The organism is Streptomyces sp. NPDC093111 (genome assembly GCF_040683955.1).
Lineage (GTDB): Bacteria > Actinomycetota > Actinomycetes > Streptomycetales > Streptomycetaceae > Streptomyces.
Genome location: NZ_JBFBNW010000008.1, coordinates 247,534 through 267,735, shown reverse-complemented (window position 1 = coordinate 267,735; position 20,202 = coordinate 247,534). Strand labels below are relative to the sequence as shown.

General features: G+C 73.8%; 18 protein-coding genes. 10 read left to right on the top strand and 8 right to left on the bottom strand.

Features of this window, described 5'->3' with window-relative positions:
- Nucleotides 1-4 precede the first annotated feature (4 nt).
- Nucleotides 5-889 carry a succinate--CoA ligase subunit alpha gene (sucD, locus tag AB0Q96_RS16335; protein WP_361166264.1) on the top strand — a complete coding sequence of 295 codons (885 nt, stop codon included), beginning with the start codon at nucleotides 5-7 and terminating at the stop codon, nucleotides 887-889.
- Between the two features lie 118 nt (nucleotides 890-1,007).
- On the opposite strand, the gene AB0Q96_RS16330 is transcribed toward sucD, so the two are convergent.
- Nucleotides 1,008-2,411: a sigma factor-like helix-turn-helix DNA-binding protein gene (locus AB0Q96_RS16330; protein WP_365325866.1), complete on the bottom strand. Its 1,404-nt coding sequence runs from the start codon at nucleotides 2,409-2,411 to the stop codon at nucleotides 1,008-1,010.
- A 120-nt stretch (nucleotides 2,412-2,531) separates the two neighbouring features.
- Between AB0Q96_RS16330 and AB0Q96_RS16325 the strand changes: the two genes are divergently transcribed.
- Nucleotides 2,532-4,190, top strand: coding sequence for a DUF6350 family protein (locus tag AB0Q96_RS16325; protein WP_365325864.1), 1,659 nt, complete (start codon nucleotides 2,532-2,534; stop codon nucleotides 4,188-4,190).
- 47 nt (nucleotides 4,191-4,237) lie between these two features.
- Here the strand turns inward: AB0Q96_RS16325 and AB0Q96_RS16320 are convergent, their stop codons facing one another.
- Entirely contained in the window at nucleotides 4,238-4,924 is a 687-nt protein-coding gene (locus AB0Q96_RS16320) for a hypothetical protein (protein ID WP_365325861.1), read from the bottom strand.
- 249 nt (nucleotides 4,925-5,173) lie between these two features.
- Here AB0Q96_RS16320 and purN point away from each other — a divergent pair, with 249 nt between their 5' ends.
- Both purN and purH read left to right on the top strand, forming a co-directional pair.
- Nucleotides 5,174-5,800, top strand: a complete 627-nt coding sequence (purN, locus tag AB0Q96_RS16315) for a phosphoribosylglycinamide formyltransferase (RefSeq protein WP_365325859.1) — start codon at nucleotides 5,174-5,176, stop codon at nucleotides 5,798-5,800.
- Nucleotides 5,778-7,340, top strand: coding sequence for a bifunctional phosphoribosylaminoimidazolecarboxamide formyltransferase/IMP cyclohydrolase (gene purH, locus AB0Q96_RS16310; RefSeq protein WP_365325857.1), 1,563 nt, complete (start codon nucleotides 5,778-5,780; stop codon nucleotides 7,338-7,340). The genes purN and purH overlap by 23 nt, the downstream gene beginning before the upstream one ends.
- Nucleotides 7,341-7,459: 119 nt before the next feature.
- Here purH and AB0Q96_RS16305 read toward each other — a convergent pair whose 3' ends face one another.
- From AB0Q96_RS16305 to AB0Q96_RS16285, 5 genes are all read right to left on the bottom strand, one after another.
- Nucleotides 7,460-8,758: an ABC transporter permease gene (locus AB0Q96_RS16305; RefSeq protein WP_365325855.1), complete on the bottom strand. Its 1,299-nt coding sequence runs from the start codon at nucleotides 8,756-8,758 to the stop codon at nucleotides 7,460-7,462.
- The gene (locus AB0Q96_RS16300; protein WP_365325853.1) at nucleotides 8,748-9,443 is read right to left on the bottom strand and encodes an ABC transporter ATP-binding protein; all 696 of its coding nucleotides are present in this window, start codon (nucleotides 9,441-9,443) and stop codon (nucleotides 8,748-8,750) included. The genes AB0Q96_RS16305 and AB0Q96_RS16300 overlap by 11 nt, the downstream gene beginning before the upstream one ends.
- Entirely contained in the window at nucleotides 9,436-10,788 is a 1,353-nt protein-coding gene (locus AB0Q96_RS16295) for a hypothetical protein (RefSeq protein WP_365325851.1), read from the bottom strand. The genes AB0Q96_RS16300 and AB0Q96_RS16295 overlap by 8 nt, the downstream gene beginning before the upstream one ends.
- A gap of 1 nt (nucleotide 10,789) precedes the next feature.
- The gene (locus tag AB0Q96_RS16290; RefSeq protein ID WP_365325849.1) at nucleotides 10,790-11,806 is read right to left on the bottom strand and encodes a hypothetical protein; all 1,017 of its coding nucleotides are present in this window, start codon (nucleotides 11,804-11,806) and stop codon (nucleotides 10,790-10,792) included.
- A gap of 162 nt (nucleotides 11,807-11,968) precedes the next feature.
- The gene (locus AB0Q96_RS16285) at nucleotides 11,969-12,352 is read right to left on the bottom strand and encodes a peptidase inhibitor family I36 protein (RefSeq protein WP_365325847.1); all 384 of its coding nucleotides are present in this window, start codon (nucleotides 12,350-12,352) and stop codon (nucleotides 11,969-11,971) included.
- A 381-nt stretch (nucleotides 12,353-12,733) separates the two neighbouring features.
- Between AB0Q96_RS16285 and AB0Q96_RS16280 the strand changes: the two genes are divergently transcribed.
- Entirely contained in the window at nucleotides 12,734-14,158 is a 1,425-nt protein-coding gene (locus tag AB0Q96_RS16280) for a DUF2079 domain-containing protein (RefSeq protein WP_365326068.1), read from the top strand.
- An 80-nt stretch (nucleotides 14,159-14,238) separates the two neighbouring features.
- On the opposite strand, the gene AB0Q96_RS16275 is transcribed toward AB0Q96_RS16280, so the two are convergent.
- Nucleotides 14,239-14,829 carry a DUF4064 domain-containing protein gene (locus AB0Q96_RS16275; protein WP_365325845.1) on the bottom strand — a complete coding sequence of 197 codons (591 nt, stop codon included), beginning with the start codon at nucleotides 14,827-14,829 and terminating at the stop codon, nucleotides 14,239-14,241.
- Nucleotides 14,830-15,066: 237 nt separating this feature from the next.
- Between AB0Q96_RS16275 and AB0Q96_RS16270 the strand changes: the two genes are divergently transcribed.
- The 5 genes from AB0Q96_RS16270 (at nucleotide 15,067) to AB0Q96_RS16250 (ending at nucleotide 20,202) form a co-directional block, all read left to right on the top strand.
- A complete protein-coding gene (locus AB0Q96_RS16270; RefSeq protein ID WP_365325843.1) occupies nucleotides 15,067-15,927 on the top strand; it encodes a bifunctional methylenetetrahydrofolate dehydrogenase/methenyltetrahydrofolate cyclohydrolase in 861 nt (286 codons plus the stop codon).
- A gap of 2 nt (nucleotides 15,928-15,929) precedes the next feature.
- Nucleotides 15,930-16,613, top strand: a complete 684-nt coding sequence (locus AB0Q96_RS16265; RefSeq protein ID WP_365325841.1) for a DUF3017 domain-containing protein — start codon at nucleotides 15,930-15,932, stop codon at nucleotides 16,611-16,613.
- Nucleotides 16,614-16,924: 311 nt separating this feature from the next.
- The gene (locus tag AB0Q96_RS16260) at nucleotides 16,925-17,914 is read left to right on the top strand and encodes a malate dehydrogenase (protein WP_365325839.1); all 990 of its coding nucleotides are present in this window, start codon (nucleotides 16,925-16,927) and stop codon (nucleotides 17,912-17,914) included.
- 157 nt (nucleotides 17,915-18,071) lie between these two features.
- On the top strand, nucleotides 18,072-19,808 hold the full coding sequence (locus AB0Q96_RS16255) for a hypothetical protein (protein WP_365325837.1): 1,737 nt from the start codon (nucleotides 18,072-18,074) through the stop codon (nucleotides 19,806-19,808).
- A complete protein-coding gene (locus AB0Q96_RS16250) occupies nucleotides 19,801-20,202 on the top strand; it encodes a hypothetical protein (RefSeq protein WP_365325834.1) in 402 nt (133 codons plus the stop codon). The genes AB0Q96_RS16255 and AB0Q96_RS16250 overlap by 8 nt, the downstream gene beginning before the upstream one ends.

Sequence of the window (20,202 nt, the reverse complement as noted above, 5' to 3'; positions counted from 1 at the left end):
AGCCATGGCTATCTTCCTCAACAAGGACAGCAAGGTCATCGTCCAGGGCATGACCGGTGCCACGGGCATGAAGCACACCAAGCTCATGCTGGGTGACGGCACCAACATCGTCGGTGGCGTGAACCCGCGCAAGGCCGGCACCTCCGTCGACTTCGACGGCACCGAGATCCCGGTCTTCGGCACCGTCGCCGAGGCGATGAAGGAGACCGGCGCCAACGTCTCGGTCCTCTTCGTCCCGCCGGCCTTCGCCAAGGCCGCCGTGGTCGAGGCGATCGACGCCGAGATCCCGCTCGCCGTGGTCATCACCGAGGGCATCGCCGTCCACGACTCCGCCGCGTTCTACGCGTACGCCGTGGAGAAGGGCAACAAGACCCGCCTCATCGGCCCGAACTGCCCCGGTCTCATCACCCCGGGCCAGTCCAACGCCGGCATCATCCCGGGCGACATCACGAAGCCGGGCCGCATCGGCCTGGTCTCGAAGTCCGGCACGCTGACGTACCAGATGATGTACGAGCTCCGTGACCTCGGCTTCTCCTCCGCCGTCGGCATCGGTGGCGACCCGGTCATCGGCACCACGCACATCGACGCCCTGGCGGCCTTCGAGGCCGACCCGGACACCGACCTGATCGTCATGATCGGCGAGATCGGCGGCGACGCCGAGGAGCGTGCGGCCGACTACATCAAGGCCAACGTCACCAAGCCGGTCGTCGGCTACGTCGCGGGCTTCACCGCGCCCGAGGGCAAGACCATGGGCCACGCCGGCGCCATCGTCTCCGGCTCCTCCGGCACCGCCCAGGCGAAGAAGGAGGCCCTGGAGGCCGCGGGCGTCAAGGTCGGCAAGACCCCGACCGAGACGGCCAAGCTGGCGCGCGCGATCCTCGCGGGCTGAATCCAGGCACAGGCACAGCGGTAGGCGGCCGGTCCGGCCGGCCCGACCGCACGCGAGCGGGCCCCGCCCCTCCCGGGACAACCGGGTGGGGGCGGGGCCCGCTCGTTTCCGCGCGGCGTTACTCCGCCCGGGGGATCAGCCGCTCCGGGCCGGGGTTCGGCTCGGACCGCAGCCGGTCGCGCAGCTCCTTGTCCTCCGGGCCCAGCTTCTGCGGGCCGCCGCGGACCGGGACGCCCTCGACGATCTCGCCGGGCGCGTTCACCGGGATGTAGTGGGTCGGCGCCGTCGACACGGTGAAGGCCGTGACGCAGATCAGCGCCGCCGTCACCCCGAAGACGGCCCTGGTCAGCAGCCGGCTCCGCCGCTCGCTGCCGCTGCGCACACTGCGCGCCGCGGGCAGCGTCGCCGTCGGCGCCTCCTCGACGAGGGCGCTCAGCCGCTGTTGCAGGGCCTCGGGGTCGGCCAGTCCGGGGACCCGCTGCCCGATGACGGTCCGGGCGTGCAGCAGCCGGTTCCCGGCCGCCGGGGTGCTGGCCTCGGTCTCGGCCGCCGTCTCGGGCAGGTCGAGGCCGAGCCCGTCGTACAGCAGGACGGTCCGCCGGTACGGGGCCGGCAGCTCCAGGAGCGCCGTGAGCAGGGCGCGCCGGGACGCCTCGGTCGGCGCGGAGTCCGGGTGCCGGTGGCGGCGCCGGAAGCGGTGCCAGGGGGAGAGCGCGTACTCGTACGCGGCGGCCCGCACCCAGCCGACCGGGTCCCGGTCGACGGCGACCTCCGGCCAGTGCTGCCAGGCGTGGTGGAAGGCCTGCTCGACGGCCTCGCGGGAGAGGCCGCGGCGCCCGGTGAGCAGGTAGGTCTGGTGGACGAGGCCGGGCGCGGCGTACGCGTACAGCGCGTCGAACGCCTCCTCGGGCGTGAGCCCGGGCCCGACGGCCTCGGGTGTGAGCCCGGGCCCGACCTCCTCGGGCGTGAGCCCGGGCCCGGCCGCCGGCGGAGCACCGGTGTCCGGCGCGTCGGTGTCCGGCACGTCGGTGTCCGGTCGCCGGTCCGCGGCCGGCTGCGGAGCCGGTTTCAGTCGCTCCTGGCGGGACGCGGGGGATTCGGCCGTTCGGGTGTCCCGAAGGGCCTGGCGGGACGCGGCGGGCGGGGCGGCGGGTGCCGTGGCGGGTGCCGCCTTCGCCGTCGGTGCCGGGGTCTTCGCCGTGGGCGCCGGAGCCGGTGCCGGTGACTTGGGCGGCCGGGCCGGGCCCTTGGCGGCCGGGCGGGGCCGGGTGCCGGCGGGGGCCGGCCGGGCGGGCTGCTCCGTACGGGGCGTGGTGGGCTCCTCGTACACGCCGAGCAGCTTCGCGTACGCCTCGCGCTTGCGTCCCCTGGGGGCGCTGCGGCCGGTCTCCCAGGAGCGGACGGTGGCACGGGTGACGCCCATGGCCTCCGCGACCTGCTCCTCGCTCAAGGAGAGGGCCTCGCGCAGGCGCCGCTGCTCCTTGGGGGAGGGCAGCGAGACGGTCGGGCTCGTGGGGCTCATCGGTGTCGACCTCCCGCGATGCAGCCGGTGCGGCTCTGGGCCGAAAAGTACATAAACGTATCTTGAGCGACACAACGGCCATTCGCCTGTTACGCGAGCAAACCGCGTGTCGCTGGCAGCATGGGCCCCGTGACGCAAGTGACCGAGCACCGCCCGCCGTTGTCACCCGACGCCCCGACCCAAAGGGCCCGTACCGCCGCCCTGGCCACGGCTTTCGTGCGCGGCGGGGTCGCCGCGGGCCTCGGGCTCGGCGCGCTCGCCGTCCTCGTGACGGCGGCCTGGATCGCCTCCCCGTTCCCGGACAGCGGCCCCGGCGGGGCCCTGCACGCCGCCGCCGGCCTCTGGCTGCTGGCCCACGGGACCGACCTGCTCCGCACCGACACGACGAGCGGGGTCCCCGCGCCCCTCGGCGTCACCCCGCTGCTGCTCACGGCCCTGCCGCTGTGGCTGGCGCACCGGGCCGCCCGGGACACCCTGGACGCCGACGACGGGCGCCCCGCGCCCTCCACGGCGGGCGCCGTGGCCGCCGTGTCGGGGGGATACCTGCTGGTCGCGGCCGTGGTCGTGGTCTACACGGAGAGCGGAACCCTGCCCGCCGACCTGCTCACCGCCGGGGTGTGGACGCCGCTGTCCGTCCTGGCCGCCGCCACCGCGGGCGCCTGGACCGCGCACGGCAGGCCGCTGCCGGGCCGGCCGGAGACCGTCGTGGCCCTGCGCGCCGCCGGACGCGCCCTGGCCGTCCTGCTGGGCGGAGGCGCCGCCCTCGCGGCGGCCTCGCTGCTCTGGCACGCAGGCGACGCCCGGGCCTCCCTCGACGCCCTCGCGGGCGAGTGGTCCGGGCGGGCGGCGGTCCTGCTGCTGGGCCTGGCGCTGCTGCCGAACGCGGTCGTGTGGGGCATGGCGTACGGCCTCGGCCCCGGCTTCTGCGTCGGTACGGGCGCCCTGGTCACCCCGCTCGGCTTCGCCGGCACCCCCGCCCTGCCCGACTTCCCGCTGCTCGCCGCGCTGCCCGCCGAGGGCCGGGGCACGTGGCTGCACTGGACGGCCGCGGCGGTCCCGGTCGCCGCCGTGCTGCTGCTCGGGCACCGGGTGGGGCGCGCGGCCCGCGCCTGGCCGGTCCGCGAGGCGGTCCAGGCCGCGCTCCTCGCCTCCTGGGCGTGCGGGGCGGCGGTGGCGCTGCTCGCGGCGGCGGCCGGCGGCCCGCTCGGCGCGGGGCGGCTGGCCTCCTTCGGCCCGGTGGGCTGGCAGGCGGGCGCGGCGGCGGTGCTGTGGGGCTCGGCGCTCGGCGTGCCGACGGCGCTGGCCGTACGGTCCTGGGGCCTGCGCCGTCGTGGGCGCGGCGCGGCGGCCCTGGCGGCGGCCAAGGGCGTACCGGTCGCGGCCGGAGCGGCGGTCCTCGCCCTGCTGCCGCTGCCCCTGCCCGTACCGGCCGAGGCGGCGCAGGACCCCCGGGGCGCCGGCGCGGGCCCGGAGTCCGACGACCCCGCCGGCCCGGCGGACGCCACCCGGTCCGCCGAGGGCACGGCCGGCACCGCCCCGCTGGGCGCGCTCGCCGCCCTGGACGCGCTGGAGGCCATGGACGACCTCGCCGGTCTCGCCGACCTGGACGAGCGCGCGGGCGACGGCGCGTACGGCTTCCTGCCGGCCGCCTGGGAACCCCCGGCGGAGCCCGCCTGGGAACCCCCGGCGGAGCCCGCCGGGGGGCCGCCGTCCGCGTCCCCGGCCCCAGCCTCAGCCCCGGAACAGGGCCCGGAACGGGGCCCGGAAGCCGCCTCCTGACCGCTCCCCGCGCGCGCGACCGGGGCGGCTCCCCTGCTCCTTACCAGCTACTCCCGCACCCCGAAGGTGTCCTGCAGCGGCTTCGGCAGCAGGTCGTTGCAGGCCAGCTGGGCCTGCTTGGTCAGGGCGTCGTCGCGGCACTCGTAGAAGTCCCGGTAGACGAGGTGCATCGCGAAGCCGCTCGCGACGATCGCCAGCGCCACCGCGGAGGCGGCCAGGCCGCTGATCGCCGCCGTCCGCTTCGAGCGGGCCGCGCCGGCCGCCGCCGCGACCTGGACGGGCGTCGGCGGGGCGTCGGTGCCCTCCGGGGCCTTCACCCGCGTGCGCAGGGCGCTGATCGACCAGTACAGGCCGAGGGCGCCGAGCAGCAGGGCCAGCTCCGGGATGTTGAAGATCGCGAAGAAGAACGCCCACATGCCCGAGAGCACCGCGTACCGCGCCCGCCGCTGCGCCGGGTCGGTCGGATCCCAGCGCAGGCCGGGGCCCTGACCGCTCTCGGGCCCGCCCGGTCCGCCGCCCTGCCCGCCCGAGGGCTGCTCCGGGCGTCGGCCCCAGCCGTCGGAGGAACGCCCCGGCTGGCTGCTGCTCCAGCCCGGACCGGACGTCGGACCGTCCGCCGGGCCGTCGGAGGAGTCCGAGCCCTCTGGGCGCCGCGGCTGCCACGGCTGGTCCGGCTGCCCCTCCGGCGGCGGCGCGAACGGGTTGTTGTCGTTCGTGGACTGGCGATCCGGCATGTGCTGGACGTCTTCCCTCTGTCTGTCGTGCGCGGGTGTGGCCTGCTGTCGCGTGGCTTCGGGGTGCTGTGGCGTGGCTGTGGCGTGTCGTCGGACCTTGACGCTACCCTCCGGCCCCGCCCCCGTCCCGTGGGGGCCGTCCGGTGTGCCGGTATCGTTGCTGACGGCCGAGCCCTTCGTAGGGTTCCCCGTATCGCGGGATGCGATTCGTTCGTACGACCGCACAAACACCACGGAAAGAGTGACCCAGTGGCTGCCGCCCGCCTCGTCGTCCTGGTCTCCGGCTCCGGCACGAACCTCCAGGCCCTGCTCGACGCCATCGCGGCCGACCCCGAGGGGTACGGCGCCGAGGTCGTCGCCGTCGGGGCCGACCGCGACGGGATCGCCGGCCTGGAGCGGGCCGGGAAGGCCGGGCTGCCCACCTTCGTCTGCCGGGTCAAGGACCACGGCAGCCGCGAGGAGTGGGACCGGGCGCTCACCGAGGCCACCGCGGCGTACGAGCCGGACCTCGTCGTCTCGGCCGGATTCATGAAGATCGTCGGCAAGGAGTTCCTCGCCCGCTTCGGCGGCCGCGTGGTGAACACCCACCCGGCGCTGCTCCCCAGTTTTCCCGGTGCCCACGGGGTGCGCGACGCCCTCGCCTACGGGGCGAAGGTCACCGGATGCACCGTCCACTTCGTCGACGACGGCGTCGACACCGGCCCGATCATCGCCCAGGGCGTGGTCGAGGTGCGGGACGAGGACGATGAGGCCGCGCTCCACGAGCGCATCAAGGACGTCGAGCGCTCGCTGCTCGTCGAGGTCGTGGGGCGCCTCGCCCGCAACGGCTACAGCATTGAGGGACGAAAGGTTCATGTCGGTGAACGACACCGTTAAGCCCATCCGCCGCGCGCTGGTCAGCGTCTACGACAAGACGGGGCTCGAAGAGCTGGCCCGTGGACTGCACGAGGCCGGGGTCGAGCTCGTCTCCACCGGCTCCACCGCCTCGAAGATCGCCGCGGCCGGCGTCCCGGTCACCAAGGTCGAGGAGCTCACCGGCTTCCCCGAGTGCCTGGACGGCCGCGTCAAGACCCTCCACCCGCGCGTGCACGCCGGCATCCTCGCCGACCTGCGCCTGGAGTCCCACCGCGAGCAGCTGGCCGAGCTGGGCGTCGAGCCCTTCGACCTGGTCGTCGTGAACCTGTACCCGTTCCGCGAGACCGTCGCGTCCGGCGCCACCCCGGACGAGTGCGTCGAGCAGATCGACATCGGCGGCCCCTCCATGGTCCGCGCCGCCGCCAAGAACCACCCGTCCGTGGCCATCGTCACCGAGCCCGCCGCCTACGGCGCGGTCCTCGACGCGGTCAAGGAGGGCGGCTTCACGCTGGGCCAGCGCAAGCGCTTCGCCGCCCTGGCCTTCCAGCACACCGCCGCGTACGACGTGGCCGTGGCCTCCTGGTTCGCCGACGACTACGCGGCTGCCGACGACAGCGGCTTCCCCGACTTCCTGGGCGCCACCTACACGCGCAAGAACGTCCTGCGCTACGGCGAGAACCCGCACCAGGGCGCCGCGCTCTACGTCGACGGTACGGGCGGCCTCGCCGAGGCCGAGCAGCTGCACGGCAAGGAGATGTCCTACAACAACTACACGGACACCGACGCCGCGCGCCGGGCCGCGTACGACCACGCCGAGCCGTGCGTCGCGATCATCAAGCACGCCAACCCGTGCGGCATCGCGATCGGCGCGGACGTCGCCGAGGCGCACCGCAAGGCGCACGCCTGCGACCCGCTCTCCGCGTTCGGCGGCGTCATCGCCGTCAACCGCCCGGTGTCGGTCGCGATGGCCGAGCAGGTCGCCGAGATCTTCACCGAGGTCATCGTCGCCCCGGCGTACGAGGACGGCGCGGTCGAGGTCCTGGCCAAGAAGAAGAACATCCGCGTGCTGCGCGCCGACGGCGCCCCGGCCAACCCGGTCGAGGTCAAGCCCGTGGACGGCGGTGCCCTGCTCCAGGTCACCGACCGCCTGCAGGCCGAGGGCGACGACCCGGCGCACTGGACCCTCGCCACCGGCGACGCGCTCTCCGCCGAGGAGCTCGCCGAGCTCGCCTTCGCCTGGAAGGCCTGCCGCGCGGTCAAGTCCAACGCGATCCTGCTCGCCAAGGGCGGCGCCTCGGTCGGCGTCGGCATGGGCCAGGTCAACCGCGTCGACTCCGCGAAGCTGGCCGTCGAGCGGGCCGGCGAGGAGCGCGCACGCGGCTCGTACGCCGCCTCCGACGCGTTCTTCCCGTTCCCGGACGGCCTGGAGATCCTCACGGCCGCGGGCGTGAAGGCGGTCGTGCAGCCGGGCGGTTCGGTCCGCGACGAGCTGGTCGTCGAGGCGGCGGCGAAGGCCGGCGTGACGATGTACTTCACGGGGACGCGCCACTTCTTCCACTGAGCACTGAGCACTGAGCACGGCGCATTGAGCACCGCGCGCTGAACAGTGAGTGGTGAGGGCCCGCCGGTACGCGACGCGTACCGGCGGGCCCTCGTCGTGCGGGGCGGCGCCTCCGCCGCTCACCCCCGCAGCGTCTCCGCCGGGGCCACCCGGGCCGCCGCGAGGGCCGGGTAGACGCCGGCCAGCATGCCGACCGCGAGGCCCAGGAGGGGCCCCGCCGCCGTCAGGCGGGGGTCGAGGACCACGAGCCAGCCCTTCGCGAGGGCGGTGCCGGCCGTCACGTCCACGCCGACGGCCGTGCCGAGCACCCCGCCGACCAGCCCGAGCAGCCCGCACTCCACGAGGAACTGCGCCGCCACCGCCGCCCGGCCCGCGCCGACCGCCCGCCGCAGGCCGATCTCGGAGCGCCGCTCGACGACCGAGACGTACGTGGTGTTGCTGACGCCCAGCGCGCCGATCAGCAGCGACACCCCCGCCAGGCCCAGGAACAGGGCCCGGGTCTCGCTCTCCACGCCGCCGCGGAAGCTGCCCAGGTCGGCGGGGACGATCGAGGCCAGCCGACCGGGGCCCTCGGGGTAGAGCGCGAGGGGTGCCTCCAGGCCGACCTGCTGGGCCGCGCCGAGTTCGGTGCGCAGCACGGCCTCGGTGGGGCCGAAGACCAGCCGCCCGCCCTCCTTGCCGCCGGCCGCGTCGGCGCCGGACGGCGGCTGGGGGCGGGCCAGCACCCCGCCGTCGCCCGCGCAGTTCGCGTACGGGACGACGACGCTGCCGGTGAGCCGGGTCTCGCCGGCCGGGGCGCGGAAGGTGCCGATCACGGTGAACGGGCGGCCCGCGACGTAGACCGCCGGCGCGGCCTCCGGGTCCTGTTCCAGCAGGGCGTCCAGGCCGAGGGCCTTGGCGGCGACGGTGTCCACGACGGCGACCGCGTCCCCGCGCGCGTCGTGCCCGGCGTCGGGGAGCCGCCCGGAGCGGGCGGTCACCCCGAGGGCGGCGAGCGCCCCGTCGTCGGCGGCCAGCACCCGCAGCTCCTGCGGGGTGGCCCGGTCGAAGCGGGGGTCGAGCGCCGAGACGGCGGGCCGTTCGTCGGCGGCGCAGAGCAGGCCCGCCGACCGTACGCCGTTGAGCTTCCTGGCCCGGGCCACCGCCGCCGGGCCGGGCCGGGCGGCCTCGTTGTGGAAGCGGACCGTCACGGCCGTCGCCTTGAGCGCGTCGAAGCGCCCGGACACGGCGTCCGCCGCGCTCGCCGTGATGCCGGTGGTGGCGAGGGCGGCGGCGATGCCGAGGGCGATCCCGAGGACGGTGAGCAGCGAGCGCAGCCGGCGCCCGAGCACGGCGTACACGGCCTGGACGGCGATGTCCGTGAACGTCGTACCGGCCCCGGCGCGCCCGCCCCGCCCCCGGCGCCGCTCAGCCGACAACGCGGCCGTCCACGACCCGCAGCTCCCGGTCGGCCCGTTCGGCCACGTCCCGTTCGTGGGTGACGACGACCACCGTCCGCTCGGGGGTGACCAGTTCGCGCAGCAGGTCCATCACCTGGCTCGTGTTGGCGGAGTCCAGGTTGCCGGTCGGCTCGTCGCACAGCAGGACCGACGGCTGGTGCACGACGGCCCTGGCGAGCGCGACCCGCTGGCGTTCGCCGCCGGACAGCGTCGTCGGCCGGGCCGCGATCCGGTGCCCGAGACCGACCGAGCGCAGCGCCCGCTCGGCGAGTTCGCGGCGCTCGGCGCGCGGGTGGCGGGTGTGCACCAGCGGCAGCTGCACGTTGCGCAGACAGCTCAGGTACGGCACGAGGTGGAAGGACTGGAAGACGAAGCCGAGCCGGGTGGCCCGCAGCCGGGTCCGCTCCCGCTCGCCGAGCGTGCGGACGTCGACGCCGTCCATCGCGTACCGGCCGCCGGTGGCGGTGTCGAGCAGGCCGAGGATGTTGAGCAGGGTCGACTTCCCGGAGCCGGAGGGGCCGGTGAGGGCGACCATCTCGCCGGTGCTGATCTCCAGCGTCGCGTCGACCAGGGCGGTCACCGGGCGGGCCGCCGGGTACGTCTTGGAGACGCCCGCCATGGAGATCACCACCCGCCGCGCGTCCGGTGAGGAGGCGTCAGCCAAGGCCGGCCTCCCGGTACGCGTAGCCGACGAGCAGCGGCGCCCCCGCCTTGAGGACCGGGTCGGTGAAGGTCACGGCCGCCCGGCCGCCGACGGTGAGGGCCACCTCGACGGGTACGTGCCGGCGCCGGTCGCCGCTCTGGAGGACGGTCACCGAGACCACCCCGGCGGGGTCGGTCCACAGCGCGGAGACCGGGACGACGAGCGCGTCCGGCGGGCTGGTGCGGCGGACCACCTCGACCGTGACGGAGCTGCCGAGCGCGCCGTCGGGGACGCTGCCGCCGATGTCGAAGTACGCGGTCCGCGCGGTGCCGCCGGTGCTCAGCCGGTCGTACGAGCCCGTCAGACGCCCCTTGCCGAGCCCGCCCCCCTCACCGCGCGCCTCGGCGCGGGTGCCCCGGGGCAGCGCGGTCAGGTCGGGCAGGTCCGCCTCGGTGACGGGGACCCTGACCTGCCAGTGGCCGCCGGTGACGGTGAACAGCGCCTCGGCGGCGCCCGTCCCGACCCGGCCGGGCACGTCGCCGACGACGGCGGGCAGCGAACCCAGGTACGTCACCTCGGACATGGGGAGGGTGACGACGGTACGGGCGGAGGGCGGCGGCGCGGACGACCCGCCACCGGAGTCGGAGCCGGAGCCCTTCCCGGTCCCGGTCCCTGTCCCACTCCCCGTCCCACTCCCCGTCCCGCTTCCCCCGCTCCCCGTCTCGCTTCCCCCGCTCCCCGTCCCGCCGTCCGTGGCCGCGCCGCCGTCGGGAGTCCCGCTCCCCGTCCCGCCCTCGGGGCCGAGCTGGGCCCGGTAGCCCGCCCTGCGGTACAGGCGCTTCAGGTCGCGGGCGGTCCGGTCGTCGAAGGTGCCGGTCACGGGGGTCCCGTACAGCTGCTCCAGGGCCTGCTGGAGCTGGCGCACGTCGGGGCCCTCCATGCCCTCGGTCAGGTCGCGGTACGCGGGGAACGCGCCCTCCAGGAGGAAGAGCGGGCGGCCCGAGATCTCCGCGGCCACGGCCCCGTTCGCCAGGCGCTGTCCGGGTCTCAGGGAGAGCCGGGTGACGACCTGCCGGGCCGCGCCCGCGCCGGAGTCGGGGCCCTTCACGGTCAGGGTGCTGCTGCGGGTCAGGGTGCCGTCCCAGCGCTTGCGGTCGACCAGGGGGCCGGCCTCGGCGGGCACGGTGACCTGGGAGCGCGGCGGCGCGGCGGCCGAGGAGGCGCGCTGTGCGGGGGTGCGGGCCTGGGAGGCGGCGATCCAGGCGCCGCCGCTCGCGGCGAGCGCGAGGACCAGACCGGCCGCGCCGGCCACCCGGCCCCAGCGGCGCTTCGGGGGGCCGGCGGGGGCCGCGTCCGTGCCGTCCATCTCAGGACTCCAGCATTTTCTGGGCCTTCTTCTGAGCCTCGTTCAGAATCTGCTGGTAGGCGACGAGATCGGGTTCGTTCTTCACGTACAGCGCGGTCAGGGATTTCTGGTAGGCGGACCGCCAGAAAGTGTCGTACCTGGCGGAGTCGGCGCATCGCGCGTCGGCTTTCGCCTGGGCGATCTCCTTTTTCCTTCCGGATTCCACGGCGGCGGCGTCCAAGGTCTTTCCGGCGTCCTTTCCGCCGTAATAGCCCTTGGCCTTCTTGATGGCCTCGGTCGGCGATTTCATTCCGCCGTATCCGGCCTTCTCCATGCAGCCGGCCCAGGTGCCGACGGCCTTCAGGAAGGCGTCGGAACTCTCGGCCTGCCGGCCGGCCTCGTGGCGCATGCCGTTGTCGGTGAGCCACATGAGGCGCAGGTACTTGGGCATGTCGCCGTAGAGGGCCTTGCGGGTCTCGCCGATGCAACCGCCGCTCGGCGAGGAGAACTTGCCCTCGCCGGTCTCGTAGCTGACGAGCTGGTCGGGGTCGCCGTTCTTGGCGACGGTGTAGCGCCGCTTCTCGCTGTCCGGCAGGTCCGCCCACGGGCCCGGCCTGTCGCTGGTCGAGTCCTGGGGGGCGGCGGTGTCGCCGCCCGCGTCCGGGGCGGCGCCGTAGCCGTGCCGCGCGGCCTCCCGGGCGGTGGGGGAGACCCGGCCCTCGGGGGCGTCGGAGCCGCTGTCGGCGGCCATCGGCGCGGGGTCCGGCGGGTGCACCGTGAAGCCCTTGGAGACCATGCACCTGCGGGTGAGCTGGAGCTCCATCGCGCCGACCTGGCGGGAGAGCTCCTTGGCCGAGTCGAAGGCCGAGGTGGCCTTGGCGGCACTGGCCGCGTCGGGTGCGGACACCCCGCCGCGGGTGGCGTCGGGACCGGCCTGCGGGCCGTCGTCCGGGCCGGCCTCCGGGCCCGATCCGCAGCCGGTGAGCAGGGCGAGGGCGGCGGCGGCCAGGGTGGCGCCGATCCGATGACGGGGGTGCATGCGGGTCCCTTCGGAGGGTCCTGCCGGTCCGGCGGCGCTGCCGGGCGGGCCCTTTCGGGCGGTCCTGCCGAGCGGTCGTGCCGGGCGGTATGGTGGCGGCGGGATGCCTCCCCCTCCTGCGATGAGGGGGAGGCATCCTGTGTGTTCACCGCTGACGTGACGTCAGCACCAGCCGGTGCCGTCGTACTTGTGCGAGCGGCCGTTGTCGTTCTGCGAGCTGCCGCCGGCGCCGAGCTGGTAGCCGGGGTTGAAGCAGGTGTTCACGGTGGAGTAGTTGGCGTAGGCGTACACCTTCACCGTGACGCTCCACTTGTTCATCCAGGAGCTGTCGTTGTCGTAGATCGCGGACTGGTCGGACCAGTTGGAGTCCGCGCCGCTGAAGCGGTACATCGGGTAGTTCTGGTTGAACTCCTGCGCCTGGTAGACGCAGAAGTAGCCGTCGTAACAGTTGCGGTCGACCGCCGAGGCCGGGGACGTGACGGCCATCGTCAGGCCGGCCGCGGCGGAAACGCCCAGGAGTGCGGAGATCATTCTGCGCTTGACCATGTGCTCTTCCTTTCACGTGGAGTGTCGGGAGAAACGGGTCGTGCGGTCGAGGAAGCTAGCACAGCAGTGGCGGCCCCTGTTCGGAACTGTTTGCTCCGAAGGACGAGTTCGGGCCAGCAGGGCCGAAATACGCCAGAAATATTCGAGATCGACCATCCGATTCCGGTCATGACCATTCCGTGTGCGATGCATCCGGTCGGGGCCCGCACCAGCGTCAATTCCTCCCCGCTTCGGCGATCATGAGCGTGGAGCACTGAATTCCGTACGGAGTCAATGTGATTTGGGTCACATCGGGTCATTCTTTAGGGGACTCTGGTCTAATGGGTTGCTCTTTTGTCGGCGGTCCCTGGGGGCGCGGTGTTGGATGTCCGGAACGGATCCCTGGCGGAGCCCTCCGCCCCCGAGGCGGGCGGCGCACCGCCGGACGGGCTCGCGGTGGCGCCCCTGCGCCCGTACGCGATCCTCGCGGGCGTGCTGTGCGCCCTCTACTTCCTGTACTCCTGGGTCCAGTACACGCAGTTCCGCAACCCGTCCTGGGATCTCGGGATCTTCGAGCAGTCGGTCCGGGCCTACGCCGAGCTGCGCGCCCCGATCGTCGACATCAAGGGCCCCGGCTTCCTCATACTCGGGGACCACTTCAGCCCGGTGACCGCGCTCCTCGCGCCGCTCTACTGGGTCTGGTCCTCCCCCCTCGCCCTGCTCTTCGCGCAGGCGGCGCTCTTCGCCGCCTCCGCCGCCGTCGTCGGCCGCACCGCCCAGCAGGTGCTCGGCAGCCGGGCGGCCGGCATCGGCCTCACCGTGGCGTACGGGCTCTCCTGGGGCCTCCAGGAGGCGGTCAAGTCCGACTTCCACGAGATAGCCTTCGCGGTCCCGCTGCTCGCCCTCACCTGCCGGGCCCTGCTCCTCGGCCGCTGGACCGCCGCGGCCGCCTGGGCCGTGCCGCTGGTCTTCGTCAAGGAGGACATGGGGCTCACCGTCGCCATGGTCGGCGCGGTCCTCTTCGTGAAGGGGCAGAAGCGGCTCGGCGCCGCGCTGGCCGGTTTCGGGGTGGCGTTCTTCGCGCTCACCGTGCTCGTCCTCATCCCGGCCGCCAGCAGGGTCGGCCAGTACGACTACTGGGCCAAGATCGAGAAGACCGGTGAGGGCGCGGACGTCTCCCTCCTCGACTCGGTCCTCGGCGCCTTCGGTCCCGGCGACAAGTGGGAGATGGTCTTCTTCCTCGTCGGCATCACCGGCTTCCTCGCCCTGCGCTCCCCGCTGATGCTGCTCGTCCTGCCGACGCTCGCCTGGCGCTTCCTCTCCCAGGACCCCAACCACTGGGGCATGATCTGGCACTACAGCGCCCTCCTCATGCCCGTCGTCTTCCTGGCCCTGGTCGACGCGGTCCGCGCGGTGCGCAGCTCGCCGCGCCCCTGGCTCGTCGCGTACGGGAAGGTCGTCGTCCCCGTCGTCACCGCGATCGCCGTCGTGCACGCCATGGACCTGCCGCTGCGCGAGCTGCTCCGCTCCGAGACCTACCGCACCGACGCCCGCACCCTGGACGCGCGCCGCGCGGTGGCCGCGGTGCCGGAGGGGACCAGTGTCGAGACGAACGTGACGCTCATGGCGCACCTCACCGCGGACCACAAGGTCTACTGGGTCGGCGGGGCGACCGGCGTCAGCCCCGACTACCTCGCCCTCGACCTCGACTCCGGCTGGTCCCAGCCCATCACCGACCCGGTCCAGCTGGCCTCCCAGCTCCACCCGGAGGCGCGCTACGCGGTCGCCGCGCAGTCGGGGCAGTTCGTGGTCCTGAAGCGGAGCTAGCCGCCCCCGTACGCCGAAGGGGCCCGGTTCCGTCCTGGAACCGGGCCCCTTCGCCGTACGGGGATCCGTACGGCCATGGATCAGTACTGCTGGCGCTGGCGGTTGAACCAGGCCGAGCCGTCGCCCTTGGCGCACATCACGATGATGACGATGCCCAGCGCGAGGCTGACCACGCCGAGCGGCAGCGAGAAGACGCTGAACAGCACGATGAAGGCCGCGTACACGATGGCGCAGATGCGCACGCCGTTGCCGCCGGACTTGAACTTGGCGGCGAGGACCATGCCGAGCACGGCGAAGATGATCGAGAAGATGCCGACGCCGATCATCAGGCCCTGGCCCAGGCTGGCGAAGGCCTCCGCGTCGGCGGTGGACGCGCCGGACTTCTCCAGCTCGCTGTTGAGCGCGAAGGAGAAGCCGATCGCGGCGAGGCCGCCGATCAGGTTGAGGCCGCCGATGACCCAGAGCATCACGCGGGCCGCCTTCACCCCGCCCGGCATCTCGACCGGGCCGGCCGGGAAGCCGCCGTACTGGTTGACCGGCGGGGCGGCCGGGTAGCCGTAGCCCTGCTGCGGCGGGACGCCCTGGGGGGTCTGCTGCGGGTAGCCGTAGCCGGGCTGCTGGCCGCCCTGGGGCTGCTGTCCGTAAGGGTTGTTCGGGTCGCCGAAGCTCATCGAGGGGTTCCTCCGTGTAAAGACGTGCGGGGACGACGCGGTCCGCGCGGAGGAAGTTGCACCACGTGTTTCACCACATATGAGCGGTTTTGCCCCCCGGCACTGCCCGCGGCACTGCGCGGATCATCGTCGTCAATACGTCGACTGCTTGTCCAGTCGATACGCAGCGGAGTTGTGCAAGTGCAACCATCGGTTCCGAATTGGAAACGGCGGGGGGTCATCCGGGAGGATGGCCGCATGAGCGCCCAGATTCTCGACGGCAAGGCCACCGCAGCCGCGATCAAGTCCGATCTGACCGCCCGTGTGGCGGCCCTCAAGGAGCGGGGCGTCACGCCCGGTCTCGGCACCGTCCTGGTCGGCGACGACCCGGGCAGCCAGAAGTACGTCGCCGGCAAGCACCGCGACTGCGCGCAGGTCGGCCTCGCCTCCATCCAGCGCGAACTGCCCGCCACCGCCACGCAGGAGGAGATCGAGGCCGTCGTCCGGGAGCTCAACGAGGACCCCGAGTGCACGGGTTACATCGTCCAGCTGCCGCTGCCCAAGGGCATCGACGAGAACCGCATCCTGGAACTGATGGACCCGGCCAAGGACGCCGACGGCCTGCACCCGACCAACCTCGGCCGGCTGGTCCTCAACGAGCCCGCCCCGCTGCCCTGCACGCCGTACGGCATCGTCCGGCTGCTGCGCGAGCACGGCGTGGAGATCAACGGCGCCGAGGTCGTGGTCGTCGGCCGCGGCGTCACCATCGGACGTCCGATGCCGCTGCTGCTGACCCGCCGCTCCGAGAACGCGACGGTCACCCAGTGCCACACCGGCACCCGCGACCTCTCCGCGCACCTGCGCCGGGCCGACATCATCGTCGCCGCGGCCGGCGTACCGCACCTGATCAAGCCGGAGGACGTGAAGCCGGGCGCCGCCGTCCTCGACGTCGGCGTCTCCCGCAACGGCGAGGGCAAGATCCTCGGCGACGTCGACCCCGGTGTCGCCGAGGTCGCCGGCTGGATCTCGCCGAACCCCGGCGGCGTCGGCCCGATGACCCGCGCCCAGCTCCTCGTCAACGTCGTCGAGGCCGCCGAGCGCGCGGCCGGGGTGCTCTGACCGTGCCGCCCGCCGGCACCCCGAAGGAGCCGACCGGGGCAGCGGACCCGCAGACCGCGCCCCAGGCGGACGCGCTTCCGGTGGAGGACACCCCGCCGGCGCCCGGCGACTCGGCGTCCACCGACGCCACGCCGGACGCCCCGGCCTCCGCGGACGCCGCACCCGGCGACGCCACGCCCGGCGTCGACGCCACCCCCGGCACCGACGCCACGCCCGGCGTCGACGCCACCCCCGGCACCGACGCCACGCCCGGCGTCGACGCGACGTCCGCCGACTCCGCGCCCGTCTCCCGCCGCCACCCCCGCGCGACGCTCACCACCGGGACCACGCGCCCCGAGGGCGGCGGCCGGGCGGCGCCCGGGGACGCCTCGGCGCCGGCGCGTCAGTGGCCGCTGCTGACCGTGCTCGGGCTGGCCGCGCTCGGGCTGCTGATCGTGGGCACCGACCTGTTCCCGCAGGCGTTCCGGGTCGGCACGCTCCTCGTCGGCGTCGCGCTGCTGACCGGCGCGGTGCTGCGGCGCACGCTGCCGTCGGTGGGCATGCTGGCGGTCCGCTCCCGGTTCACCGACATGATCACGTACGGGGTGATGGGCGGGCTGATCGTGCTGCTCGCGCTCATGGTGCAGCCGCAGCCCTGGCTGAAGATCCCGTTCCTGGAGGACATCCTCCACCTCACGGTGACGTAGCCGCCCCGCACCACCGCACGCACCACGGCGCCCGTCCTCTCCCCCGAGGGAGGACGGGCGCCGCTGTGATCAAGGGTCATGTACGCGCCAACACCGTTCAAGGGCCGCCGGACCGTTGTGGCACGGAAGTGACCGTTCCGGTACGTGGGTGGCAGTGAGCCGTCCCACAAGGGGTCGGGGATTCCGAAGGGCCCGGGTCGGATAGCCTGGCCGACGGATATCTCTTCACGTCGAGACAAGGATCGATCAAGAGGGGTATCCCGCACCCGGGGCAGGGACCCCCCACCGCCAGCTGTCTTACGGAGATCGCCATGACCCGCACTCCCGTGAATGTCACCGTGACCGGCGCGGCCGGCCAGATCGGCTACGCGCTGCTCTTCCGCATCGCCTCCGGCCACCTGCTCGGCGCGGACGTGCCGGTCAAGCTCCGCCTCCTGGAGATCCCGCAGGGCGTCAAGGCCGCCGAGGGCACCGCGATGGAGCTCGACGACTGCGCCTTCCCGCTGCTCAAGGGCATCGACATCTTCGACAACCCGAACGCGGGCTTCGAGGGCGCCAACATCGGCCTGCTCGTCGGCGCGCGTCCGCGTGGCCCGGGCATGGAGCGCGGCGACCTGCTCGCCGCCAACGGCGGCATCTTCAAGCCGCAGGGCGAGGCCATCGCCGCCCACGCCGCCGACGACGTCAAGATCCTGGTCGTCGGCAACCCGGCCAACACCAACGCCCTGATCGCCCAGTCGGCCGCCAAGGGCGTCCCGGCCGAGCGCTTCACCGCGATGACCCGCCTGGACCACAACCGCGCCCTGACGCAGCTGGCCCAGAAGACCGGCTCCTCGGTCACGGACATCAAGCGCCTCACCATCTGGGGCAACCACTCCGCGACCCAGTACCCGGACATCTTCCACGCGGAGATCGCCGGCAAGAACGCCGCCGACGTCGTCAACGACGAGGCGTGGCTGGCCGACACCTTCATCCCGACCGTCGCCAAGCGCGGCGCCGCGATCATCGACGCCCGTGGCGCCTCCTCGGCCGCCTCGGCCGCCAACGCCGCCATCGACCACGTCCACACCTGGGTCAACGGCACCGCCGAGGGCAACTGGACCTCCATGGGCGTCCCGTCGGACGGCTCCTACGGCGTCCCGGAGGGCCTGATCTCCTCCTTCCCCGTCACCTGCAAGGACGGCAACTACGAGATCGTCCAGGGCCTGGAGATCAACGAGTTCTCCCGCACCCGCATCGACGCCTCCGTCAAGGAGCTCTCCGAGGAGCGCGACGCGGTCCGCGAGCTCGGCCTCATCTGATCCGAATCTGATCCGATCGGGCCCACCCGGTCCTTTCGCACCCCGACGCCCCCGGCCCATTCGGCCGGGGGCGCCGTGCGTTCTATGCTGTCCCCTCGCGCGGCCCGGTCGCCAAATCCGCCGCGCGCACGCGCAGTTCGACACCATCGGGGGAACCATGGCGCAGGCGTTCGTACCTCAGCAGCCCGGACCACCACCCGCCGCGGACCCACGCCCCGCACCCGCCGCGAGCGAGGCCACCCGGCTGCTGTGCGCCGGGACCTACCTCGACGACCGGTTCCGCGACACCGTCATCGACGAGCTCTACGTCCACGAGGAGCGCGTCGCCGCGCCCTCCCTCGGCATCGACGCGGCCCGCGTCCTCGCCCACGCCCTGCGCGCCCGCCGCATCGAACTCGGCTGGGCCGCCGCGATCCTGGCCCTGTGGATCATCGCCTTCCCGGTGACCAAGGGCCTGGTCATGCTCTTCGTCCTGCCCTTCCTGCTGCTCGGGATCGCCCGCTGGGTCCGCGGCCGTTCGGCCCGCGCGCCCTTCTACCGGACCGTCTCCGCCTTCCTGCTGCGCTGGTACGGACGGCTCACCCTGATCCAGTCCGTCCTGCTCCTCCTCGTCCTGGCGCTCGCCGGCGAGGAGACCCGCTGGGAGCTCCTCGGCGGCCTCGGCGAGTGGGGCGAGGTCTTCGGCCTCGTCCTCAGCGGCGCCGCCCAGGAGATGTGGGGCATCGGGCGCCTGGAGGTCTGGCTCACGATCGCCGTCCCGCTGCTGCTCGCCTGGGCGGTGGCCACCCAGCGCGGCCAGTTCGCCCGGTCGCTCACCGGCGAGCTGTCGCGGGACCACTTCGCGAACCTCGCGGCGGACCCGGCGGAGCAGGCCCAGGGCGCCCGCTTCCGGCGGCTGCGCGACCGGATCAGGATCGAACAGCACTCCCGGCTCGTGATGTACCGCTCCGAAAACCCGTTCTGCGGCGCGGGCGAACCGTACGAGCCCTGGTCGCTCTCCGTCGAGCTGCGCCCCCGCAAGAACCTGGAGGGCACGGCGCCGGAACCGCTCGACAACAGCGCGATCATGCGGCACATCGTGCCGCTCGTGGAGGCCCTGCGGGTGCCGTCCCCGCACAGCACCCCGGAGATCACCGCCGCCGTACGGGACCGGCTGCGCGAGCTGGAGATCGACGAGGTCGTCCACCTGCCCGTCGACGGCCTGAAGGCGGCGCGGGGCGCCGTCCCGTACACGCCCGAGTTCTTCGAGCTGCACCGTTCCGCCGCCATCGAGGAGGGCGGCGAACCCCGCCGGCACTTCCTGCGGATCAGGGTCGGCGGCTGGGGCGAGGAGATCGTCACCACCGTGTTCGTACGGGTCCACACCCAGGGCGGCATGCTCATGCTGGAGGTCGCCCCGCACGTCCTGCGGCCGGTCGCCCCGCTGTACCGGTACGCCGACCGGGTCGCCCACCGCTACCGCCACAACCACCACTTCGGCAAGGCCGTCTGGGCGCTCGGCCAGGCCCCGAGCTCGGCGGGCCAGGCCCTGATCACGATCGGCCGGGCCCTCGCCCACCTGTGGCGGCAGAGCACCGGCGGGCACGCGGGAGCCCTGCCCGAGGGGCCGCGGCTCTCGGTCCGCGAGCTCGGCTCCGACGACGAGGCGTCCCTCTTCCAGGAGATGGACGTCAGCCGCTACCTGAAGAGCATCCAGGACCGGGTGGCGAACGGGGTGACCGTGGCGCTGCGTCAGGCCGGTTACGAGACCGCCGAGTTCGAGCAGAAGATCGTGCACGTCGCCGAGGGCGGCACGTTCATCGAGAACACCAAGGGGAACGTCACCATCGGCGACCACAACACGGTCACCAGCAAGACCTTCACCACGACGAAGACCGGAGGCGACCGTGGCTGACCAGGATCAGGACCGGGGCCAGGGCCGGAACAGGCCCGTGGCGGGCGGCATCAGCATCACCAACACCCAGGGCAACGTCACCATCGGCGACCAGAACACCGTGTCGTACACGGTGCAGGGCACCGAGCCCGCGCGCGACCCCGCGCAGGAGGAGCTGCTCCAGGCCATCCGCAGGCTCCGCGGCGACCTCGGCGGGGTCGTCGCCTCCGAGCAGACGACCGCCCTCGACGCCGAACTCTCCGACGCCGAGGACGAGATCGAGGGCACGGGCTCCGCCGGCCCGGGCCGGCTCACCCGGCTCCGCCAGGCCCTGACCGACGCCGGTGCCGTGACCGGCATCCTCGCCTCGGGCGTCGCCGTCGGCCAGGCCGTCGCCGCCCTGCTCGGAGCGTGA